Below are 19379 nucleotides of genomic sequence, written 5' to 3'. Positions count from 1 at the left end.
GCCGGATGCGGCCCCGGTTTACGCCAGATCGGTGATAGCTTCAATTATCCGGACAGGCTGAGGCCGCTGACCATCTCGAGCCGCTCGATGGTCTCTGAACCGGGTTCGCCGGTCAACGGCAGACCGCGGTCCAATTCGAAGCGCTTGATGGCAGCCGTCGTGTTGGCTCCCATGACGCCGTCAGCCTTGAGCGGGCCATAACCCAGATCCGAAAGCGCCTTTTGGATTTTTTGGAGATGCGGATCGGTCTCCACTTCGGCAATTCCGGACGGCTCGACGTTGCTCGGAGGGGCCGTATTTGCCCCCGGTTTCGGGCGCGGCACCGGGACAAACGAACTTTGAGGCGCGTCGCCGTGCAACAGGATGAGGGCCAGGAGAGCTTCGTTTGCCTTGCCGGTTTCCGCTTGCCCTGCCCGGCGTTCAAACGCACGAATGGCCCGCTCGGTCGCCGGGCCGCTCAGCCCGTCCAGAGGCCCTTCGTAAAGACCGATCCTGCGAAGCGAGATCTGCAGGTCGAGCACCAGCGTGGAGATCTCCTGAACCTGCAGATCGTTTCTGCGGCCATTCGATTCCGGCAGGACGGGCTCTTCCGCGCGCTCTCTCGTGCTGAAGAGCGGCGCCGGGTGTCGGCCCGGCTGCAGTCCGATCGCGTTGGCGATGATCAGGCAGGACGTCAGCCCCATGACGACTGCGCCACCGGCGGCGACCGGATTGTCGAGCGCAATGTGACCGGCCTTTGCCATCAGGGTTTCCTGAGGCTTTGGAGGATTGTTCTGTTTTCTTGCTCTTGCCATCGTGCCGCCTACGCCGATTCAGCCCAGGGCGCTGACTGTTCAGCTGCGCTTCCGGCTTGCCCCGGCCTGCCTTTCTCGGCTCTGACCGGGATGACGATGACAACGCGATCACCGGCTCCGAGCGACGACCGCAGACTCAGGTCCGCGCCGGCTTCCTCCAGCAATCTCGCCGCGTTTTCGAACACCGTCATGGAATTCTCTGCAGTCCAGTTGAGGCTGGATTGACGATTGCAGGCCGTGATCACCAGTTCAATGCAAGTCGGTCCGGTGACCGCCTCCGCGTGGACGAGCGCGCCGGCCCCGGCTGTTTCCACGACTTCGGAAAGGATGAGATGCAAAGACTGCCGGAACTTCTTTTTTTCCACGAAGACGGCCGGAAGATCTGCGGTCTCTGCCAGGTCCAGCGAGACCTTCAGGCGATCTGCAAGCGGGCCGATGAGATTGCTGCTGTGGGTCAGGCAGTCGGCCACATCAACCTTGCAGTACGCGTCCGGCAAACGCCCCTCCACGGCAGGCACCAGATCCAGCAGTGCGTTCAGGGAGCGTGCGCTCCGATCACCTGCTGACCTTATGCGCCGGACGGTCTGATGCAGGCTGCCCTGCGACAGCGACTTGCCTTCGCTTTCGACAAGCGAGGCGAGATCGACGATTTCGGTAACCTGATCGCGTGCGGAAGACCCGGCCTCCTCGATCAGGGTCCAGCAGGCGCTGCCGGCGGGCGGAAGCGCCCCCTGCTTCGGTGCGTGTTCGGCGCTCCGGCTTTCGATTTCCTGCAACGCCAGGACAACGGATCCACCGGCCATAGCGGCCTCATCCGCGCGGGCGGACCGCAGACGCAGTCTGAACAAGGCAAATTCGGCGTACCCGCGGTCTCCGGGTTTGCCGGAACCGAGACGCAGGCGCACATCCAGCCGGGCTTCCGCTCCGCTTTCCCTGACATCCGCCAGACTTGTCAGGTAGTGCGGGCGATCTGCGACGTTCATGCGCCGGAAAATCCAGTCCTCGTCCGAGACCGACGCCTCGAGACCGAACATCCGGCGGACCGGTCCTCCCAGCACCGAGAGCCTGCCGGTCTTGTCGAGCTCGAGCAGGACCTCGCAGACAGAATTTGAGACCCGTTCCAATCTGGTGTCGGATTTCAGAAGCTCTGAGCTGGCGCGGTGCCTGTCGAGCGAAATCCGGGATGCCAGCATTCCGGTGTAGAGGAAGGCGGCAAGGGAAGCCAACACGCCTGCTTCCGGCGGCAAGGTGACATTCTGCGAAACGCTCGCCGACAACAGGGTAACGGCGGCAAACAGTGCGCAGCAGTAGAGCGACACACCGAGGGTGACCTTCCGGTTTGTGGCGAAGGCCGCCTCCACCGGCGGGATCAGAAGCCAGAGAAGGGCAAAAGAGCTTTCGCCACCCGTCATCAGGCACACCGCGGCCACAAAGCTGGCAAACAGACCGGATGAGAGAGCGATCGTGGTGTTCATGGCGCCTGTACGGGACAGATAGTGTGCGATCGGCCACTGGCACAGCATCCAGGCGAGCACAAGAAGCGTTGCAACGTGTGGAGGTCCTGCCAGCGCCAGGTGCAACGGCAGGATGAACAATGCGACCGTGCCGCTCAGCAGGCAGCTCATGAGCAGGGAACGGTGGAGCGGTGCCAAAAAACTGTCGGCTGCAGCCGCAGGATGAATCATCGCATCGACACGCGCGGACCACAGATCCCAAATTTTGATTATGTTTTTCAGAGGGTTACGCACTCGATACTACCACACGAATCCCACGAAAACTTCCGCTTTCGCCTTCCTGGTGGCCATTGTCGGCTGCAGCACTTAATGAACGATAAAGGATAACTGCGAACGCTCGAAAAAAAGCAAAAAAGCGACACTGATCAAGGACATGGAGCCCGATCGGTAAAATTTGAATCAATTTCTCAGAAAACTTGCCTTAAATGCATGTTTTATTTTACGAAAATTGCCCCGGCTCATTCAACCTGACATTCTTCTGTCCCTGCTACGGTTCGACCATAACAAAAGCGCCGGCAACGCATCGGCGTCTGAACTCGAACTGACATGGGTAGCAAAATGTTGTTTCTTCTGAGGACGGCCTTCTGGCTCACCTTGGTGCTGGTGCTGATTCCGCTCGGATCGAACCAGACCAGCACACCCGAAAAGACCGTCGAAGTCGACCCGGTTTCCGCGTTTCTTGCAGCGCAGGCGACGGTCTCGGACATTGGCGGTTTCTGCAATCGAAATCCGCAAGCCTGCGAAACCGGCGGCAACGCGTTGACCGCGATCGGAAGCCGTGCACGCGATGGCGCGCTGATCGTCTACCAGTATTTCGAAAAGGATGAGCAGGGCCAGGCAATCGAGGACGGTCTCGTGACGGGCTCCACCTCTCCTGCCGCCGTCACGCTGTCTGGCACGGCCGGCAACGGGCACTCCGCGATCATTCCTTCCAGAAATCCAGGCTCCCGAACAGGGCCTGTCACCGGGCCAATTCCGCGGCCCAAACCCGTCTCAGGTCGCGATACCTGAGTGCATTGCCGTTGTCCGGAGGTGTCGTCCGGTTCAACGGCCCTTTGCGCCCCGCTTGAGCGCTGCTGCGAAACGCAGCAACGACGGCTAAACTTCAGCGGCTCGTACCGCTGCGCCGCAGATGGATAGCTGCCCATTCCATCTGCGGCGTATTTTTCTTTTCCCGCCCGTGTGTCTTCCCCCCCTGCACAAGGTCACTTCGTCCGCTATTTGCACTTTCCGTCGCGCAAGCTATATGAAGGCGCAACAGACCTGCAAAGACGAGTGCCATGGCCACCGACATCGCTGAAATCCTTGAAACGTTCGATTTTCTGGACGACTGGGAAGACCGTTACAAATATCTGATTGATCTGGGCAAGGAGCTGCCGCCGCTGAGCGAGGCGGAACGGACCGATGCCAACAAGGTGCGCGGCTGCGTGTCGCAGGTCTGGCTGATCACGAATGTAAGCGACGGCGCGGGTGGAGAACCCGTGCTGACTTTCAGGGGGGACAGCGACGCCCTGATCGTCCAGGGCCTGGTCGCCATTGTGACGTCCCTGTTCGGCAACAAGACTGCACAGGAAATCCTCGACACGGACGTCGAGGGCATTTTTGCGCAGCTGGGATTGCAGGAGCACCTCACACCGCAACGCTCAAACGGCCTGAGATCCATGGTCGGGCGTATCCGGTCGGATGCCCAGAACGCGCTCGCAGCCGCATAGCAAAAAAAAAAAGAGCTGCCCGAAGGCAGCTCTCAAAACATCTGGCTTGGCCAGGCGCGGATCGCAAACGTTACTTGGAACGCTTGCGCTGCTGGCCGAGGCCCATTTTTTTCGCCAGTTCCGACCGTGCCGCCGCATAGTTCGGCGCAACCATCGGATAGTCGGCACCCAGGTCCCACTTGTCACGGTATTCTTCCGGGGTCATGTTGTAGTGTGTGCGCAGGTGACGCTTCAGCGACTTGAACTTCTTGCCGTCTTCGAGGCAGATGATGTAGTCCGGCATGACGGACTTCTTGACGGGAACAGCCGGCTTCAGCGGCTCCGGCTCCGGTTCACTGGAAGCGGACGCTGTTTTCTGCAGTGCGCTGTGAACTTCGTTGATCAGGCTCGGCAAATCGGTCGAAGCAACCGTATTGTTGCTCACGTAAGCGGAGACGATGTCAGCCGTAAGATCAATCAGATTAGCATCCACCGGATTATCAGTCATTTTTCACCCGTTCTCTTCCAAACTCGAATTTTCCATCGGTATAGACCTGCAAGTAATTTGTTCCGAAAACGCTTAAAAAATGACGTTACTTGCGGAATATCTAATCTAAAGCGATTCTACTTAGCAGGTGTTGGTCACAGCCTTATATAGCCGCGCTCGATCTGGCACAACCCCGAAAATCAAATAAAAAACAAATCACGGCAATAAAAGTCGAATTCTATAAATACCGTCTATTGCCAAAACACCAAAGTCGACAAGTGAGCAATAGTATTCCCTTACGACATTCCTTTGTGTTCGCAGGACAGTTGTCCGCGCAAAATTAATCCTTTGGACGAACAGTTTCCGCCAAGGCATCGATTTTGGTGTCGGCACAGGGGCGATAGCCTGCCGCATAAGCAGCTTTTGCCAGCAAATGAGCCGAAATTGGGGCTGTCAGCAGGAAAAACACAACTCCCGCGATAGCGCGCGTAACGACGGAAAGGTCGCCCGCTTCGACGGCAAGCGCGAGCAGCATGAGCCCTGACCCGAGCGTGCCCGCCTTGGACGCAGCATGCGTGCGCATGTACACATCCTTGAGCCTCACCAGACCGAGAGAGGCCACAAAGGCAAAACAAGCACCGGTTATGAGCATCAGACCACAAACAATCTCAACGATGGCGCTCACTGTCCTGCCTCCCTGCGTTTGATGCTTTCCTCCACCTCGTCCATGATCGTTTCGTCGCCGGCAAGGCCCCTGTTGAGAATGAACCGGGCAAACGCGACAGTCGCGAGAAACCCGACGAGCCCCAGCGTGATGGCAATATCGATGTAGAGGTAGATGCCCGTCGACACGCCGATGGCTGCAATGAAGCCGATCCCCACGGCAACGAGCATGTCCAGTGCCACCACCCGGTCCGGCAATCCGGGCCCCTTGACCGTTCGGTAAACGATCACGATGAAGGAGATCGTCAGGATCCCGAGCGAGATCTTGACCGCAACGTCAAGGAACTGGGATGCAAAGAGCTCAAACGGGGTCATCGGAACGCCTCCATGATCTTGCGTTCAAATCCGTCCTTGATGTCGTCAATCGTCGCCTGCGGGTCCGGAACGTCGATGCAGTGGATGAAAAGTGTCTTGCGATCCTCTGAAACATCGACGGACAGCGTGCCCGGAGTCAGCGTGATGAGGTTGGCGAGCATCGTGATTTCAAAGTCCGTGTCGACGGTGAGCGGCAACGCGATGATGCCCGGCTGCAATTCGATTTTCGGCCGCAACACGATCATCGCCACCCGCCATGCCGACAGGACAAGTTCGTAGACGAATGTCGCCGCGAGACCGACCGCCTTCCCGATCCTGCGGAAGTAGGCGGATGTGCCGACCTGCTCGCGGATCAGGTAAAGCGCGCCGGAGCCCAGCACAAACCCGAAGGCCAGGTTTATCTCCGAAAAACTGCCCGTGACGGCCCCCCAGGCAAGGGCCATGAGGATATTCGTGAGAAAAAGGCTCGTCATCCCTGCTCTCCAAGAACTGACCGGATGTAGCCGAACGGATCGACAACGCTGCTCGCACCCTGCGTCGCCAGCTCGATCATCCACTCGGGCTGCAATCCAAAATAGACCACAAGTGCGGTAAGAACACCCAGTGGCAACCAGACCGCACCGCTGCCGAGCTGCTGCTCATCCGGCGACCCGGCGACCGCCACGCTCTGCCCATCGGCGGTGCCTTCCGGCCCACCCCGCCAGAAGGCATAGATCCAGACACGTCCCATGGCGAGCGTCGTCAGGAAGCCGCTCACGAGGATTGCGGCGCCCAGCCAGAACCTGTCGCTCTGGAAAGCGGCATCGACAAGCATCACCTTCGGCCAGAACCCGGAAAACGGCGGCAGACCGGAGACGGCGAAGGCCAGGACCAGGAACACGCCGGCAAAGGCGACACTCTTGTGGTAGAGGCCTCCGAGCTGCCGGAGATTGAACGAACCGCCCATCATGCCCATGATCCCGGCGGCCATGTAGAGCGCCGTCATGACGATGATTGAGTGGACCGCATAGAAGATCGCGCCCGAGATCGCGAGCGTCGCCTGCGTGTCGCTCGAAGCGACGGCGAGACCCGCCAGCATGGAGCCGATGCCGGCGATGACAAGGTACCCCAGAAGACGCCGGATCTCGCTTTGCGCCAGGGCGCCGAGCGCACCTGTGATCAGGGTCGCAATCGCGACAATGCCGATGACGTCCGCCATGTAGTCGAGCGAGGCGGGCAAGATAAGCACGAAGATCCGGATCAGGGCGTAGACCCCGACCTTGGTGAGCAGTCCCGCAAACACCGCCGACACGACGATATTTGGCGTGTGGTACGAGGCAGGCAGCCAGAAATTGACTGGAAAGGCGGCCGCTTTCATGGCAAAGGCCAGAAAATAGAGGGCTGCGACCGTCGCAAGCGTGCCCGATGCCGGGTTGTCGAGACTGTCGACCTTTACCGCGATATCCGCCATGTTGAGCGTGCCGAATATGCCGTAGAGAAGGCCCGTGGCGATCAGGAACAGGTTCGTGCCGACAAGATTGAGCACGCCGTATTTCACAGCGCCGTCAAGCTGAATGCGATCGTTTCCGAGGATGAGCAATCCGTAGGACGAGATCAGCAGAACCTCGAACCATACATAGAGGTTGAAGACGTCGGCGGTGAGAAACGATCCGCAGACACCGGTCATGAGCAGCAGCAGAAACGGATAGAAACCATAGCGGCGGCCGGAACTGCTGACGGTCTTCATCCCGAATATGCCGGCACAGAATGCTACGACCGAACCGATGAAGGTCAGGGTCGCTCCGAGCGGATCGGCCGTGACCGCAATACCGAACGGCGGCAGCCAGTTGCCCATGACCATGGTGATCACCCCATGGTCGAGCACGCGGATAAGAAGCCCCAGGCTCGCAAGAACCAGGAGACCGAGCAATGCGACCCCGAGCTTCGGCTGAAGCTCGGTATTCTTGCGGAGCATCAGGCACAGGGCACCGCCGACCATCGTGATCAGCGATGGCGCGACGATCAGCCAGTCACCCGCAGCAATCGGCGTGACGATCATTGCGTCGGAATAGTCGACGGGAACAGAAGAACCGGCCATAAAGCTTAGTACCCTTGTGGCGGAGTTGGGTCGTTGTCAGGTTCGGCGACGCGCATCTTGTTCACTTCGTCGGTTCCCAGTTCCTGATAGGCCCGGAAGGCCAGGACGAGCAGGAACGCGAAAAACGAGAAGGAGATCACGATTGCCGTCAGCACCAGCGCCTGTGGCAGCGGGTTCGCGGTCGCGGTCTCCGGGGTGTAAAGGTGAGAGGGAATGAGCGGCGGGATTTCCCGCGTCAGACGGCCGTTCGTGAAGATCAGCATGTTGACCGAGTTCCCGAGGATCGCGATCCCGAGCAGGATCCTGACCAGATGCTTCGACAGCATCAGGTAGACGGCAACGGTGAAAAACAGTCCGATCAGAATGGCAACACCGGTCTCCATCAGTCGGCCTCCCTTTCTTCCAGCGCAAGGGCAATCGAACCGATCGCGCCGACGACAACCAGGTAAACGCCGATATCGAAGACAAGCGGTGTCGAGAGGGCGATTTCAACGTCGAAAAGGTCGAAGATCAGCCACTGGCTGGTCATGAAAGCCTGGTTCTTGAAGAAGGACAGGACACCCGCAAGCGCACCGATGAACAGTCCGAAGCCCGAAATGCTCATCGGGTGAAACACGATGGCGCGCCGAACCGATGCCACGCCACAGGCGATCCCGAAGATCGCGAGGGCGGACGCCGCAATCAGGCCGCCGATGAAGCCGCCGCCGGGTTCATTGTGCCCGCGCAACAGCACGAAGATCGAAAACAGGACCATCAGGGCGGCCAGGTATGGCGCGATTGTCCGGAAGATGACCGTCCGCATCAGCGCACCTCCGCAGTTTGATTTTCGGCCGGAGCCGCGGATGTCTTGTCCGCCGTGTCCTCGGGCGTCCGAGTCTTGATGCGGATCAGCGCCAGCACGCACAGGCCCGCCAGGACCACGACCGCGATTTCACCAAGCGTATCAAAGCCGCGGAAATCGACGAGGATCACGTTCACGATGTTCCGTCCATGTGCGATGGAGCGGCTGAATTCGGTAAAGAACTCCGACAGCCGGCTGTCGAACGGCTGCTGCGTGATCGCAAGCAGCGTAAGCATGAGACCGAGACCGACGGCCACGGCCACCACGCCGGTAACGACGCTTGACGCCAGAGACCGGTGATCGCGCGGTGACAGATTGAGACGTGTCATCACCAGCGCGAGAATGACCACCGACAGCGTTTCCACCATGAACTGGGTGAAGGACAGGTCCGGCGCGCCGAACATCATGAAGATGAGCGCAACCGCAAATCCCTGGACGCCCAGTGAAACGATCGCCGTCAGGCGCGTTTTCGCGATCAGAACCGCGATCAGTCCGAGCACGGCGATCAGCAGGATGCCCCACTCATAGAACCGGTATTCCGGAAGCTTGGGCAGCGCCGGAAAGCTGCCTGTCAGATAACCCGGCAGCAACACGGCGAGCGCCGTGAAGACGAACGTCAGTAGCATGTAGGTTTGCATCTTTCCAGTTTGCAGCAGCCGGGTGACGGCGGTTGCCATCGAGACGATGCCGCTGACCGCCTGGTCGAACCCCTTGTCCGGCCCCCAGCCGATCGCTTCCAGCGCGGACGCGATCATGCTGCGCATCCTGTCGAGCTGGGTGAACAGCAGGACCCCAAGGCCAACCGTGATGAAGGACAGGATGACGGGCGCGTTGATCTTCGTCGGGATCAGGTGCAGGTCGATCTGCGTGAACTCGCCAAGAAGCGACGACAGGGTCGGTCCGATGAACAGCACGCCGGTCGTGTGCGCAACCAGCGCCAGAATGACACCGGTCACGGACAGAACGACAGGCCCGGCGATGAGCAGGACAGGCCCTTCATGCGCGTGTTTCGGCGTCTTCACCTCGGCGCCCAGGAACGGTTTGATCGCAACCGCAGCGGCGATGACCAGCATCAGCGCGTTGCCGACAACGGCAACGAGCGTGACAATGATACCGAGCTGCCCGAGTGCAGAAATGTCGGACGTGCCGTAATAGAGAATTTCCTTGGCGATAAACCCGATGAAGGGCGGCAGACCGGCCATGGAAAGCGAAGCGAGACAAGCTGCTGCGAAAGTGATCGGCATCAAGGTTCGCAAACCGCCCAGCTTGGTCACGTCTCGTGTGCCGGCCTCATGGTCGATGGTCCCGGCGACCATGAACAGTGCCCCCTTGAAAAGGGAATGCGCGAGCAGATAGAGAACGGCGCCTTCCAGCGCTTTTTCGTAGCTCGTACCGGTCAGCATCACCAGGAGCCCGAGCGAGGCGACCGTGGTATAGGCCAGCATCAGCTTCAGGTCCGTCTGGCGCACGGCGAGAATCGTGCCGACAAGCAGCGTAATGCCACCGAACAGCGGCAGAACCGTGGTCCAGAGCACCGTGTCGCCCAGAAGCGGATGCATGCGCATCAGCAGATAGACGCCCGCCTTCACCATCGTTGCGGAGTGCAGATAGGCGGAAACCGGTGTAGGTGCCTCCATCGCGTTCGGAAGCCAGAAATGGAACGGGAACTGTGCTGACTTCGTGAACGCACCGCCCAGCACCAGCAGGAAAATCGGCAGGTAAAGCCCGGAATCCTTGATGATGTCCTGAGACGCCAGCAGTTCCGACATCTCGATCTCGCCCGTTGCCGAAATGATCAGGATGAAGCCTGCCAGCAGCGCCAGCCCGCCGCCGCCCGTGACCACCAGGGCCTGGATCGCCGCCCGCCTGGACGCCGCCCGCAAATGGTCGAAGCCGATCAGAAGGAACGACGTGATCGACGTGAGTTCCCAGAAAATGAAGAGCGAAATCAGGTTGTTGCCGAGAACCAGTCCGAGCATCGCGCCCATGAACAGGAACAGGAACGAAAAGAACCTTCCCTGTTGCGGGTGTCCCTTGAGGTAGCCCCCGGCATAGAGAATGATGAAGGTGCCGATACCGGAAATCAGCAGACCGAACAGCGTTGAAAGACCATCGACATAGACCGAGAAATTGACGCCGTAGCTTGGCGCCCAAGCCTTTGCGGCAACGAATGTCTCCCCTTGCGAGACGGGACCGATGAACCCGACGAAATGCAGGAAGATGAGCGCCGGAACAAGCGCAAGCGGCCATGCGGCATTGTGCTTGAGCCAGCGGGTCAGGAAAGGCGCAACGACCGCAGCGGCAAAAGGTGCGAGTACGGCGTACAAAGTAGTATCGTCGATCACTGCAGGCGTCATGCTGATCTTTCGTCACGTTTTCAATAAAACGGCCTGTGTTGATCGGTTCGAATCAACACCCTGTCGCTAAATCATAGCGGGCCGGAAGACTTATGACATGTCTTAGGTTCACGATTGTGCGTCTTCAAGCATTTCCGACACGATTTTTCTGCCCTCTTGTCGATTTGTTCGCGCGCAGCACGACCTCGGTTGTGATTTTCGCCCATTTCCGGGAGCGGACAAGGGTTTCATCCACGTCAAGCAGAGAAGAAGACTTTATCCTGGGTTGCATTCCCGCGTTCTCCGGTCTCCGACGGCCCCACCGCAGATTTACCTAAAGGGAGGAAGTCGGCGTCGCCACTTGATTTCAAAGACCAAATAACGTTCCCTTTTAGGCGAGCAAGGCCAAGGGCGGCTGATTGTCGACCCGTTGCTGAGCGAGGCAGTTATGGCGTTGGAACCAAAAAACAAGAATTCTCTCGGGACTGAACAGCAGCACGCGCAAACCCTGGATTTTGAAAAGATCTTGAAACTCGGCAGCGACGCCGTTCTCGTGGTGTCCCTGGACGGGTCTGTCCTGTTTGCCTCGCCTGCCACGGAAGAACTTTTCGGCTGGCCCGTGGATCTGCTGTCTGGCCACGTTGGCGACCTTGTGCATGTCGAGACGGCCACCCGGGATGCCAGCGCCCTTCACCGGATATTGTCGGGCAACGGTGACCCCTTCGGACAGTTGCCCGAAGCGGAAATGCAGCTGCGTTCTGCGACCGGGTCCGCGGTTTGGGCGGACGTCGCAACCCACATCCTGGAAGACGCCGGGGGCGCAGCGGCCGCATTTGTCATCTTTTTCAAGGATGTCGCGAGACGTCGGGAGCTGGAGGGCTTGCTTGAGGCCGCCTCCCAGAGCGATCCGCTGACGGGGCTCTACAATCGAAACGCGTTTGAAGACACGCTCAGGCGCGAGTGGGCGCTTGCACTTCGGGAAAAGACGCACACCAGCCTGATAAGGGTGACGTTGGACCGTTTCGACGCCTTCGTAGAAGACGCCGGAACGCAGGCCGCGGACGACTGCCTTGTCAAGGTGGCGCGAACGCTCAGGGAAACCGCGCGCAGGCCGGCCGATATTGCCGCCCGCACCGCGACAAGCGAGTTTTCGCTTCTGCTCCCCCGAACCCATGGGATGGGAGCGGAAACGATCAGCGCCTATATCCAGGTCGCGATCGAGGACCTGGCAATCCCGAACCCGGTCAATGCTGCCGCCGGCGGCGTCATGACCGCGTCCGTGGGAGCGGTCTGCACCGTCGCGGAACAGAACGGCATTTCCGAAAGCCATGAGTTCATTTTGTCGGCGGCTGAAAATTGTGTATTCGAGGCAAGGCAGGAGGGCGGCAACAGGGTCAAGACACTCGTCAAGACGCTGACCCGTTGATTTCGGGAAACTCATGTTTCTTGAGCTTTTGGCACAGCCTCCTATCTAAACGCGAAACGAAGGAAAATCGGGAAGTTCATTATGAGCGACGACATCACCAGAACGGAAGAAAAAGCGCCCAAGGTGAGGAAAACGACCGCTGAATGGATGAACCAGCTGACGGCAGAGCAATTCTATGTCACGCGCCAGTCGGGCACCGAACGTCCGTTTTCCGGTCCCTACTGGGACAACAAGCTGGTCGGGCGGTACGACTGCATCTGCTGCGATGCGCCGCTCTTCATGTCGGATACCAAGTTCGACGCCGGCTGTGGCTGGCCGAGTTTCTTCGAATCCGTGCACCCCGAGGCGATCCGGGAACTTGAAGACAAGTCGCATGGAATGGTGCGCACCGAAATACGGTGCAATCAGTGCGATGCACATCTGGGACATGTCTTCCCGGACGGACCCCATCCGACCGGCCTCAGATACTGCCTGAATGGTCACGCTATGAACTTCGTTCATGGTGGCGGAAGACCTGCAAAGGCGGAAAACGGCGACTGAAGCGGCCCCTGACCGGGACCGGGTATCCGGCCCGATATCAGCCGCTTGCGCTGGGGCTCGATCACATGCCGAACAACGCCGCAACAGTGATGATGTTGCCCACCAGCGCGATCATGTAGGCGATTGAGCGCGGGCCCGGAATGCCGGTCACATAGGCCGGGAGGTAGACCAGGCGGCCCCAGAAGAACAGTTGCGCGCCAAGGACGGCCATTGCCATGTCGGTGGTCGGCACGACGTAGGCAAGCACTGCGGGAACGAGAAAAAACGGCAGATTTTCTTTCATGTTCACCAGCGCCTTGTCGGCACGCAGCCCCAGCCTGCCCTTGTCCGGCAGTTCATCGCGCCCGCCGGCAAGCTTCAACAGGCTGACCGAAGGCAGGTGGAAAAGCGCGGTTGCATAAATCTGGATGAAATAGAGGGCCAGAACGGCAAGTATCCACGTGATCATCAGGTTGCTCCAGCGTTCGTGTGTTGATTGAACGTCGCCCGGAGCCTAGTTTTTCCGGCAGCATCAGCAATTCCCCCGCAGGGAATAGACACTGTCCATGGACCCGAACATGAACGCGCACGGCTCTGCCTTCGGCACTTCCCTGAAATCCATTCGCAGCGAGCGTGGAATGAGCCAGTCGGATCTGGCCGGCCGCATCGGCTCGACCCAGCGCCACATTTCCTTTCTTGAAACCGGCCGGGCACAGCCAAGCCGTTACATGATCCAGCGAATTGAACGGGAACTTGGTCTCCCGGTGACGCGGGCGCATGTGCTTTATGACACGGCCGGTTTTGCCAGCCCCTACAAGTGCAGGGCCGAGGAATCCGCGGACGTTCAGGACGCACTCGATCTCATTGAGACCCGCCTCCTGGCAAACTGGCCCTTCCCCGCCTTCGTTCTCGACAAGCGCTGGACCATTCTTCGGCACAACCTGCCCGGCAAGCTGTTTCTGGCCGGCGTGATCGGCGACCAGAACGAACCGCCGAACATGTTCCGCATTTTCCTGTCGCCGGACTTTCGCGAACGCGTGCTGAACTGGACGGAAGCGGCGCCCATATTCGCCGCGCGTCTTTACAGGGAAGCTGCAGACGATCCCGAACTCGCCGATTTGCTACAGCAAGCCCATGCAAGCGGCTTGCTTGACGGACTGGACGAGACCTTCCGGGAGGACGTGCCGGTTTTCGTGCCGGTCGAGGTGCTCGGTCCGGACGGAAGCAGGCTTCGCCTGACCTCCATGCTCGGACAGCTCGCCTCGGTCCAGGATGCCGTGGTCGAAGGCATGACGATCGAACTCATGGTTCCGATGGACAGTGCGACGGAAAAATGCCTTCTGTCCGCGGCCAAACCACCGCGCAACCTGGATGCCGCCGAATAGGAGCGTTTCTTGAAAACCCTTTCCCAAGTCTCCTGCATCATCGCCTGCCTGTTCCTGCTGGGTCAGCCTGCAGGCGCGTCTGACGTGGCCGATGATGTCTGGAGCGGTACGGAAAAGCGCCCCGCCGGAGGTCTGCCGGACGGCAGCTATGCCATCTACCGGGCCGGGACAGAGGATGCGGTTGCCGCCTGGTACGGCACTCCGACGCGCCGCTACAGGCACGCGATCCTGGGCGACGATATCGAGGCCGGCTCGCTGCACGTTGCCACGCGCGACGGACGTATGTTCGACTTACACCTGCCGGAGAGCGAAGTCTTCGAAGACCGGACGCCGAGGATCACTGATCTGGACGGCGACGGGCGCTTCGAGGTGATCACCATCCGCTCGTTCGCAAATGCCGGTGGCAGCGTCGCCATCTACGGGCTGCGCGACGGCAAGCTTGTCGAACTGGCGGCGACGGACCCGATCGGCAGAACCAACCGGTGGCTCAACATTGCCGGGATCGCGGATTATGCAGGGCGCGGCAAGCCGCAGATTGCCTATGTCGAGACGCCACATATCGGGGGAACGCTTTATTTCGTGGAATGGCGCGGTGCTGCCCTTGTCCCCATTGCATCCCTCCCCGGTTTTTCCAATCACAGGATCGGCGCGCGCGAGCAGGACCTGTCTGCAGACATCGATTTCAACGCGGACGGACGTCCCGACATCGCGGTTCCCTCGAACGACCGCCGGACCCTGAGGGTTGTCGGCATCGAGAACGGACGCGCCGGGGAACTTCACCGGGTACAGTTTCCCTCAGAGATCAAGTCAAGGAAGCGGTCCAATGGCCGCTGCGTGGAAATGGCATTGCGCAACGGTCAGACCGGCCGGGTGTGCCCGTCGCCCTGACCGGACGATTTGTCGGCCCTGGATGACAGGATCCGCCCGATATTGACCTCGATCCAGTCCGCGATCTGCCGCACCTGCAGGGCGACTTCCCGGCCGATGGGCGTCAGACTGTAATCCACGTGCGGCGGAACGACCGGGCGCGAAAACCGGTCGACGAACCCGTCGGCTTCGAGCGTCTGCAAGGTCTGCGCCAGCATCTTCTCGCTGACACCACCCACGGTGCGGCGTAGCTCGGAAAACCTCTGGTCACGCTCCAGCAACGCAATCAGAACCAGTACACCCCAGCGGCTGGTCAGGTGTTTGAGGATCTCCCGGGACGGGCAGTTCTGGTTGAACAGCTCCCCGCGCCGCATCATTTCGGACAGAGCAACCCCTGACGCGTGTCCGGGCGGTGTTTCGGAGGTTTCTCCCCCGGCATCTGATCGACTGTTTTCGGCCATTTTTCAAAGTTTCTCAAAACTAACCTTTTGGTGCGTACTAACAAAAAGTAAGTACAGAGTCTACATCGGCTGCATCCGACAAATGTCGTCAATCCAGATCGAGGAATTTTGAGATGATTGCAGTCACAGGTGCAAATGGTCAGCTCGGCAGAAGTGTTCTGCGGTTTTTGAAGGATCTTGGGAACGAGCCGATCCGCGCCCTGGTGCGCACGCCGGAGAAGGTGCAGGATCTTGCCACTGCGCAGGTGAGCGTGGTCCGCTTCGACTACGATGATCCGGCAAGCTTGCCGGAAGCCCTGGAGGGCGTCGACCGGCTCCTGCTCATTTCCGGCTCTGAACTCGGCCGGCGCGTGCCGCAACACGCTGCCGTCATCGAGGCCGCGAAATCCGCATGTGTGAAATTCATTACCTACACGAGCCTTCTCAACGTTCCCGGGACGCAGCTCATCCTGGGCGCTGAGCATGTCGAAACGGAAAGGCTGCTTGAAAAAAGCGGCATTGCCCATGTCTGCCTGCGCAACGGCTGGTACCTTGAGAACTTCGCGGGGACGATCGCCGCCGCACTGGAGCACGGAGCTGTTGTCGGATCGAGCGCAGACGGAAAGACATCCATCGCCGGACGCGATGATTATGCGGAAGCCGCAGCACGCACGATCGCCGGAGACGATCTTTCAACCCGCGCCGTGGAACTTGCGGGCGACGAGGCCATCACGCTGCAGGATCTGGCAAACGAGATCTCAAGGCAGACCGGCCGCCGGATTCCGTTTCAAAACCTGCCAGAAGAAGACTATGCCGGCATCTTGAGAGGGGCGGGTCTGCCCGACGGGTTCGCCAGGGCCATCGCTGACGCAAGCGCCAGAACGGCACAAGGCGAACTCTACAACAGCTCGTCCGCGCTGCGGGAGATCATCGCTCGCCCGACCCGGACCCTGCCGGACTACGTCACCGAAATTCTCAGCGCTTCGAAACCGGGCTCCTGATCACGCGCGTGCGTCCGCCGGAGGCATTTGGCCTCCGGCATCCATTCAAGATGCTTCTCAATCACTTCAAGGATATTTGTTGGCCCGGGTTCGGCGAACCTGCTAGGCAGGATCGAAGACACTTCTTGAAAGTCCGATATGTCCAGTCCGGATACAGCCGATCCCTATGTGCAGGATGGCCCATACGCGTGGTTCCGCCTTGCAATTTCGATCCTGCTCAGCACCATCGGCGGTGCCGGGATGTGGGTCGTTGTCATCGTGCTGCCGGATGTGCAGGCGGATTTCGGCGTTGACCGGGCCGGTGCCTCCCTGCCCTACACGGCCACGATGGCCGGGTTCGCCATCGGCAACTACATTCTCGGGCGCTTTGTCGATCGCTACGGGATCGTTCCGCCCGTGATCGCCTCGGCGATTTTTCTGGCCGCCGGGTTCTCGCTCGCGGCCATCAGCCCGAACGTCCTGCTGTTCACGCTGGCACAAGGCGTTTTGATCGGCCTGGGCACGGCGGCAACCTTCGGACCGCTTGTCGCCGATATCTCGCACTGGTTTCTGAAACGCCGCGGGCTCGCGGTCGCCTGCGCCGCCTCCGGCAACTACCTGGCCGGCGTTCTCTGGCCATCCTTCATACAATGGAACCTGCAAACCTCGGACTGGCGCGAAACCTATCTGGTCATCGGCATCATCTGTCTGGTCACGATGGTGCCGCTCGCCCTGATCCTGCGGCGGAAACCGCCGGAATCGGCCCTGGCGGCCGGCCCGTCCGCATTGGCTTTCGGCAGCCAATCGACCGGCCTGTCCCCGACGGCCCTTCAGGCGCTTCTGGTCATTGCCGGCCTGAGCTGCTGCGTGGCCATGTCCATGCCCCAGGTGCATATCGTCGCTTATTGCGTCGATCTCGGTTACGGGATCGCCCCCGGTGCCGACATGATCGCCCTCATGACGGGCATGGGCGTCGTCAGCAGGCTGATATCGGGTGTTCTGGCGGACAGGATCGGCGGCATCAGGACACTCCTGATCGGTTCCGTCCTGCAATGCGCGGCGCTGTTTCTCTATATACCGTTCAATGGCCTCGCATCGCTCTATCTGGTCTCCCTGATCTTCGGGCTGTCACAGGGCGGCATCGTGCCGAGCTACGCGGTAATCGTGCGCGAATATCTTCCTGCGCGCGAGGCCGGCCGCCGTGTCGGTCTGGTGATGATGTCGACAATTCTCGGCATGGCGCTCGGCGGATGGCTGTCCGGACTGATCTACGACCTGACAGGCTCCTATCAGGCCGCGTTCATGAACGGCATCGCCTGGAACTTCCTCAACATGGCGATCATGGTGTTCATCCTGTTCCGCGGCAGGCCGCGCGTCGCCGTTTCCTGAGCGATTGCGCCTTTTCTGCAAAGCACCTGGGAATGGTCTGCACGCGCATTCGGTTTGATCCCGGCATTCAACCGGATCCGGAGCCCGCATATGTATTTTCAAACCGCGCATGTGATCGTTGCACTGACCATATTTTTTCTGCCAACAAGATGGTCTCTCATGGTGTACGCGGTCGTAACGGCTTTCTGTTTTTTTGCGCTGGCAACAATTCAGGACGTCAATTGGGGTACGGGCCTCGCCCGCGGAGCTGCGGTTCAGATGACGCTCGCGTCGTCTGCGGGCATGCTCGCCCGCTTGTGCGTCCGGGCCGCCGTCTTCGTTTACCGCAACACTCCCCGATAGTCTGCCGAGGCGTCAGTGCCGCGGTTCGCGGGCGGGCGCAGACGCGGCAACGTCGACACTTCTGCGTCGCGAGCCCCCGACACCGATTATCCTGGCAACGCAATTGTGAGGTTTTCGGCCGGTAGACGCACCGCGCAGAATTAAGTTGCAATCGTTTCCGAGTTTATGCTGTCAAAGAAAAGATAAATGGGCATTGATGCCGGCGCTCTGGTGCTTATCATGAACGGGAATATCCCATCGCAAAGATGAACGACAACAACATCGCCGACAGAGCCGCCGTCTTGATAACACGCCTTGTCCTGCTCGCGCTCCTGATCCTTGCCCCCTCCTCCCTGATGGCATCGGATCAGACCAGATCCATCCTGATGCTCACATGGCGCGGCCTGACACCGGCAGAACACAGTTTCATCGCTCATCTCGAAAAGCTTGGTGTCGATGCAGATATCGAACATTTCGACGCGGGCCGCGATCAGACCAGGCTGGCAGGTTTCCTCAGGGACCGGCTGGACGATATCAAGTCGATGGATTTGATCTACACCTTCGGAACGACCGTGACGATGACCGTTCAGAATTTCCACGTCGACAACGTTCCGCGCGTCTTCAACATTGTCACCGACCCGGTCGGTGTCGGCCTCGCACCGGCGCTGGACCGGCCACCCCGGGGAATGACCGGAGCAAAGCACTCGTTGTCGCCGGAGGTCAATCTTCAACTGCTCTCCGGCGTTTATCCGGTCAGGACGATCGCCGTCCTCTTCGATCCGAGGGAGAGCAATGCGGTCGCAGAGGCAGACCGGCTTTCAAGCGCTGCGGAAAAACGCGGGATTTCCATCAAGCGGCTGCGCTTCGCCCCGGACGCGAAGGAAAAGGACATTCAGATCGCCGCGCTGAAGCCCGAACTTGAAGACGTCGATGCCATATACGTGACCTCTTCGTCCTCGTTTGTCGCCCATTCCGAGGCCCTGCCGCAGATCATACCGGAGGACCTCGTCAGCATGGGATCCTCGAGCGCCTATGTCGGAGACGGCATAACGCTCGTTTTCGGCAGCGAATACGAGGAACGCGGCAGGACCGCTGCCGAAATGGCAGCAAAGATCCTGCTTGAGAAGGTCCCGCCGCACAATCTGCCGATCGACGAGATCAGCGCTGCGGAGGCAACGCTCTACATCAATAGCGGCAACAAGGCGGCCTCAAAGCTCAAGCTGGAAAACTCCCGGAACGCGGTCGTTTACAAATAGGTTCGCGACCCGATCCCC

Annotated in this window: 21 protein-coding genes; 9 read left to right on the top strand and 12 right to left on the bottom strand. The window is 59.8% G+C overall.

Annotation, left to right across the window (positions count from 1 at the left end; genetic code table 11):
- Positions 1 to 44: 44 nt before the first annotated feature.
- Positions 45 to 743 carry a peptidoglycan-binding domain-containing protein gene (locus tag ACO08A_RS22615; protein WP_422038181.1) on the bottom strand — a complete coding sequence of 233 codons (699 nt, stop codon included), beginning with the start codon at positions 741 to 743 and terminating at the stop codon, positions 45 to 47.
- A 59-nt stretch (positions 744 to 802) separates the two neighbouring features.
- Positions 803 to 2446 carry a hypothetical protein gene (locus ACO08A_RS22610; protein WP_422038180.1) on the bottom strand — a complete coding sequence of 548 codons (1644 nt, stop codon included), beginning with the start codon at positions 2444 to 2446 and terminating at the stop codon, positions 803 to 805.
- Between the two features lie 420 nt (positions 2447 to 2866).
- Here ACO08A_RS22610 and ACO08A_RS22605 point away from each other — a divergent pair, with 420 nt between their 5' ends.
- Both ACO08A_RS22605 and ACO08A_RS22600 read left to right on the top strand, forming a co-directional pair.
- Positions 2867 to 3319 (top strand): DUF5330 domain-containing protein, encoded by a 453-nt coding sequence (locus tag ACO08A_RS22605; RefSeq protein WP_422038179.1) that lies wholly within the window; start codon positions 2867 to 2869, stop codon positions 3317 to 3319.
- A 269-nt stretch (positions 3320 to 3588) separates the two neighbouring features.
- Positions 3589 to 4020 carry a SufE family protein gene (locus tag ACO08A_RS22600; RefSeq protein WP_421983581.1) on the top strand — a complete coding sequence of 144 codons (432 nt, stop codon included), beginning with the start codon at positions 3589 to 3591 and terminating at the stop codon, positions 4018 to 4020.
- 70 nt (positions 4021 to 4090) lie between these two features.
- On the opposite strand, the gene ACO08A_RS22595 is transcribed toward ACO08A_RS22600, so the two are convergent.
- The 8 genes from ACO08A_RS22595 to ACO08A_RS22560 form a co-directional block, all read right to left on the bottom strand.
- Positions 4091 to 4507: a MucR family transcriptional regulator gene (locus ACO08A_RS22595; RefSeq protein ID WP_306145296.1), complete on the bottom strand. Its 417-nt coding sequence runs from the start codon at positions 4505 to 4507 to the stop codon at positions 4091 to 4093.
- Between the two features lie 319 nt (positions 4508 to 4826).
- On the bottom strand, positions 4827 to 5171 hold the full coding sequence (gene mnhG / locus ACO08A_RS22590) for a monovalent cation/H(+) antiporter subunit G (protein ID WP_422038178.1): 345 nt from the start codon (positions 5169 to 5171) through the stop codon (positions 4827 to 4829).
- Positions 5168 to 5524, bottom strand: coding sequence for a cation:proton antiporter (locus ACO08A_RS22585; protein WP_319382641.1), 357 nt, complete (start codon positions 5522 to 5524; stop codon positions 5168 to 5170). The genes mnhG and ACO08A_RS22585 overlap by 4 nt, the downstream gene beginning before the upstream one ends.
- Positions 5521 to 5997 (bottom strand): Na+/H+ antiporter subunit E, encoded by a 477-nt coding sequence (locus ACO08A_RS22580; protein WP_422038177.1) that lies wholly within the window; start codon positions 5995 to 5997, stop codon positions 5521 to 5523. Before ACO08A_RS22580 ends, ACO08A_RS22585 begins: the two co-directional genes overlap by 4 nt.
- A complete protein-coding gene (locus tag ACO08A_RS22575) occupies positions 5994 to 7601 on the bottom strand; it encodes a Na+/H+ antiporter subunit D (RefSeq protein ID WP_422038176.1) in 1608 nt (535 codons plus the stop codon). The genes ACO08A_RS22580 and ACO08A_RS22575 overlap by 4 nt, the downstream gene beginning before the upstream one ends.
- Before the next feature lie 5 nt (positions 7602 to 7606).
- Entirely contained in the window at positions 7607 to 7984 is a 378-nt protein-coding gene (locus tag ACO08A_RS22570; RefSeq protein WP_319382643.1) for a Na+/H+ antiporter subunit C, read from the bottom strand.
- Entirely contained in the window at positions 7984 to 8403 is a 420-nt protein-coding gene (locus tag ACO08A_RS22565; RefSeq protein WP_306145290.1) for a Na(+)/H(+) antiporter subunit B, read from the bottom strand. The genes ACO08A_RS22570 and ACO08A_RS22565 overlap by 1 nt, the downstream gene beginning before the upstream one ends.
- Positions 8403 to 10799: a putative monovalent cation/H+ antiporter subunit A gene (locus ACO08A_RS22560; RefSeq protein ID WP_422038175.1), complete on the bottom strand. Its 2397-nt coding sequence runs from the start codon at positions 10797 to 10799 to the stop codon at positions 8403 to 8405. The genes ACO08A_RS22565 and ACO08A_RS22560 overlap by 1 nt, the downstream gene beginning before the upstream one ends.
- Before the next feature lie 427 nt (positions 10800 to 11226).
- On the opposite strand from ACO08A_RS22560, the gene ACO08A_RS22555 reads away from it, so the two are divergent.
- Together ACO08A_RS22555 and msrB are read left to right on the top strand one after the other, a co-directional pair.
- Positions 11227 to 12204 carry a GGDEF domain-containing protein gene (locus ACO08A_RS22555; RefSeq protein WP_422038174.1) on the top strand — a complete coding sequence of 326 codons (978 nt, stop codon included), beginning with the start codon at positions 11227 to 11229 and terminating at the stop codon, positions 12202 to 12204.
- 81 nt (positions 12205 to 12285) lie between these two features.
- Positions 12286 to 12744: a peptide-methionine (R)-S-oxide reductase MsrB gene (gene msrB, locus ACO08A_RS22550; protein ID WP_421983586.1), complete on the top strand. Its 459-nt coding sequence runs from the start codon at positions 12286 to 12288 to the stop codon at positions 12742 to 12744.
- Positions 12745 to 12805: 61 nt separating this feature from the next.
- Here msrB and ACO08A_RS22545 read toward each other — a convergent pair whose 3' ends face one another.
- Positions 12806 to 13192 carry an MAPEG family protein gene (locus tag ACO08A_RS22545; RefSeq protein ID WP_422038173.1) on the bottom strand — a complete coding sequence of 129 codons (387 nt, stop codon included), beginning with the start codon at positions 13190 to 13192 and terminating at the stop codon, positions 12806 to 12808.
- A gap of 97 nt (positions 13193 to 13289) precedes the next feature.
- Here ACO08A_RS22545 and ACO08A_RS22540 point away from each other — a divergent pair, with 97 nt between their 5' ends.
- A complete protein-coding gene (locus tag ACO08A_RS22540; RefSeq protein ID WP_422038172.1) occupies positions 13290 to 14108 on the top strand; it encodes a helix-turn-helix domain-containing protein in 819 nt (272 codons plus the stop codon).
- Positions 14109 to 14117: 9 nt separating this feature from the next.
- Entirely contained in the window at positions 14118 to 14996 is an 879-nt protein-coding gene (locus tag ACO08A_RS22535; protein ID WP_422038171.1) for a hypothetical protein, read from the top strand.
- Here the strand turns inward: ACO08A_RS22535 and ACO08A_RS22530 are convergent.
- Positions 14966 to 15436, bottom strand: coding sequence for a winged helix-turn-helix transcriptional regulator (locus tag ACO08A_RS22530; protein WP_422038170.1), 471 nt, complete (start codon positions 15434 to 15436; stop codon positions 14966 to 14968). The two genes, ACO08A_RS22535 and ACO08A_RS22530, sit on opposite strands and share 31 nt — an antisense overlap.
- A gap of 113 nt (positions 15437 to 15549) precedes the next feature.
- Between ACO08A_RS22530 and ACO08A_RS22525 the strand changes: the two genes are divergently transcribed.
- The 3 genes from ACO08A_RS22525 to ACO08A_RS22515 all read left to right on the top strand — a co-directional run bounded on the left by ACO08A_RS22525 (position 15550) and on the right by ACO08A_RS22515 (position 19361).
- A complete protein-coding gene (locus ACO08A_RS22525) occupies positions 15550 to 16416 on the top strand; it encodes an SDR family oxidoreductase (protein WP_422038169.1) in 867 nt (288 codons plus the stop codon).
- A 138-nt stretch (positions 16417 to 16554) separates the two neighbouring features.
- On the top strand, positions 16555 to 17784 hold the full coding sequence (locus ACO08A_RS22520) for an MFS transporter (RefSeq protein ID WP_422038168.1): 1230 nt from the start codon (positions 16555 to 16557) through the stop codon (positions 17782 to 17784).
- 587 nt (positions 17785 to 18371) lie between these two features.
- Positions 18372 to 19361, top strand: coding sequence for an ABC transporter substrate binding protein (locus tag ACO08A_RS22515; RefSeq protein ID WP_422038167.1), 990 nt, complete (start codon positions 18372 to 18374; stop codon positions 19359 to 19361).
- Positions 19362 to 19379 lie beyond the last annotated feature (18 nt).

Origin of the sequence: Roseibium sp. (genome assembly GCF_965232425.1) — a bacterium.
In the GTDB taxonomy this organism is placed as follows: Bacteria; Pseudomonadota; Alphaproteobacteria; order Rhizobiales; family Stappiaceae; genus Roseibium.
Note: the sequence above shows the minus strand (reverse complement) of the source record. Positions and strands in the feature narration are given on the sequence as shown.